Source organism: uncultured Blautia sp., assembly GCF_902497045.1.
Taxonomy (GTDB): domain Bacteria; phylum Bacillota; class Clostridia; order Lachnospirales; family Lachnospiraceae; genus Blautia_A.
Genome location: NZ_CABVDF010000311.1, coordinates 1 through 2459, shown reverse-complemented (window position 1 = coordinate 2459; position 2459 = coordinate 1). Strand labels below are relative to the sequence as shown.

At 41.2% G+C, this 2459-nt stretch carries 3 protein-coding genes; all 3 read right to left on the bottom strand.

Features of this window, described 5'->3' with window-relative positions; genetic code table 11:
* Window positions 1–129: 129 nt before the first annotated feature.
* On the bottom strand, window positions 130–969 hold the full coding sequence (locus RDS42_RS14135) for a DUF6017 domain-containing protein (protein WP_270213342.1): 840 nt from the start codon (window positions 967–969) through the stop codon (window positions 130–132).
* Between the two features lie 293 nt (window positions 970–1262).
* Window positions 1263–1409: a hypothetical protein gene (locus RDS42_RS14130; RefSeq protein WP_172677208.1), complete on the bottom strand. Its 147-nt coding sequence runs from the start codon at window positions 1407–1409 to the stop codon at window positions 1263–1265.
* A 94-nt stretch (window positions 1410–1503) separates the two neighbouring features.
* Window positions 1504–2459 (bottom strand): SpaA isopeptide-forming pilin-related protein (locus RDS42_RS14125; protein ID WP_308784222.1); only part of this gene is annotated, 956 nt, incomplete at its 5' end.

Below are 2459 nucleotides of genomic sequence, written 5' to 3'. Positions count from 1 at the left end.
GCCAGAAAACGCATCATTGCCTGTTTCAATAAACGGACTGTCACTTTTCCACCAGTGATACATAACGATACGGTTTTCTCATTTACTTCTTCCTGCAATAGAATCACTCCCTTCCTGAAAATCTAAAATTCATATATTCCCTTCGTACATATCATGCTGCACCAAAGATGAGTAATAATTGCTGATGGTCAGCGGTGCATTATATAATACTGCCAACAAATACTGACGCATATTTACTACTTTACTGGTATTTTCTTTCATGCAATGCAATACGAACCGAATATGCTCTGCATCCAGTTTTAAAAACTGGCTTTTTACTACGGATAAAGGTTTTCTGTCCCCTCCAATCCGTATAAACTCCTGTTCCGAACACACCACATCTACCATTAACCCCACAATCTCATCCAACATATGCCGGTTGAAATCATCTACGATATAGTCATATCCAATGTGTTCAAGGATAATCTGCTGATAAGCATTCCTTTCAGCTTCTTTCCTTTTCACTTCACTGGCATCTGAATAGAAAGAAAGATACTCTGTATCGTTATTCTCAGTATTACTATCCTCTATATCATTACCTGGCAGTTTACACCTGTCTGCATCGGTCATTTGTACCTTTCCTGAGAAGTCATTTTGACCTGTCTGGAAGTTCTCTTTGAACCGTTCTGGTGATACGCATTTTTTTACATAGATTCTATCGGGATTTCCCAATCCCTGTCTGACTCTCGTAATCAATCCGATTCCTTTCCGGTCATCCAGTTCCTTTAACAAGCACCGGACTTTTTTTACTCCACATCCCATAAGCCCTGCTATCTGCTCCTGCGAAAAATATATATACACTTTTCCCTCCGAATCCATCCACCGATTCTTCACAGATAACTGCATCCGGTCTAGCAATAGACCATACAACAACTTAGCTTCACAGGTCAGTTTTCCAAATACCGGACTGGTAAAGAGAATCTTGGGAATCCGATAGAACGTATACTGTTCTGCTTCCTCCCCGTAGTGATACGGGAATATGTATGTATCCTTATCCAGATTGTTTTTTCCTCTGCTCTTTTAGAATTTTAGCCATGCAATAGCCAATACAGGGATTTCTTCCATACGGACAGCCTTTGCATGGAACCCAAAACCTGTGTGCCGGATCTGGATCAGGTGGCTTTTCAGGGAGCTGATAAAAGCATCTCATCTGCCTGCATTCCTTTTTCTTTTCATTCCAGAAATAACAATATTCACAGGATTTCGGCTTGTCCTCTGCATATCTAATCGCCATCGCTTTCTGACTCCTTTCTCCTGCTCAGTTTTTCCAACATCTGATCTTCCTGTGATGCTACTCTCAGACAGCAATACATCACAAAATTAACTGCTGCAATAATTGCTACAACCGCTATAATTAATACCTGTTTCATAATACATTCTCCCTTCATTTTTCCTAGTATTAACCAGAAAGAGAGCATTTATGAATCTTTTTCGTCCATAAATGCCCTCTTAACTAACTGATTTTTATTTCTTCTTTCTTGCCACCCATACCGCTGACACTACACCTGCCATACCTGCTACTGCAAGCAGAATCCAAAGCAGCATATGTGTATCATCTCCGGTTTTCGGTGTATCTGTTACCTGTGTAGATGGTGTTTCCGGTGTTGATGTTTCTTCCGGTTTTACCTCATCTTTCATCACAACTTTCTGAATCTCCCCGGTATCTTCCACTGTGAACTTCACGTCCTCAGCTATCAGATAACCATTAGGGGCAGATTCTTCCCGAAGTGTATACTCCCCAATCGGAAGCATTTCAATGTAATGCGGTTTCTCCTCAGAAGTCCAACTCTCTACCGTTTTACCGTCTTTGTCGAGAATTGTCAGTTTTGCGCCCGGCAGTTCCTTACCGGAAATATCCGTCTTGGAGATCTCTACCTTGGTAACATCGTCTTTCATCTCGATTTTCTGTGCTTCTACGGTATCTTCAACGGTAAATGTAATGCTTTCCGCTGTCACAAAACCATCTGCTGGTTTTGTTTCTGTCAGGGTATACTTCTGTCCGACTACCAGTTCTTTGATGATATGAGCTTCTTTACCGGAAATCCAGGAATCTACAACCTTACCGCTTTCATCAGTTACCTGTAACTTGGCACCTTCCAGCTCTTTTCCATCTGTCAGGGAAGTCTTGGTAATCTCAATTACTGTCGGTTCATCCTCAAAAGTAAATGAATAAAATACTTTTTCCTTTTCCGCACCTTCGTACTCAAATGTAAACTCCTGTGTTTCATCTGTCGTTGCAAATCCAGGTGCCGGGGAAGTTTCCTTGATATAATACTCAAAACCAATCGGTAAATCTGCTGTAAAAGTCAGTTTTCCTTCTTTATCCGTTGCCAGTTCTTCAATCACAGTATCCGCTTCCAGAATAACTTTTCCGTCTGCTCCTGTAATATCATTCTTGGCACAAAGGGCAAATACTGCAC

Coding starts and splice junctions, on each gene's coding strand:
- RDS42_RS14130 (WP_172677208.1), bottom strand. CDS start 1,409: ATGAAACAGGTATTAATTATAGCGGTTGTAGCAATTATTGCAGCAGTT.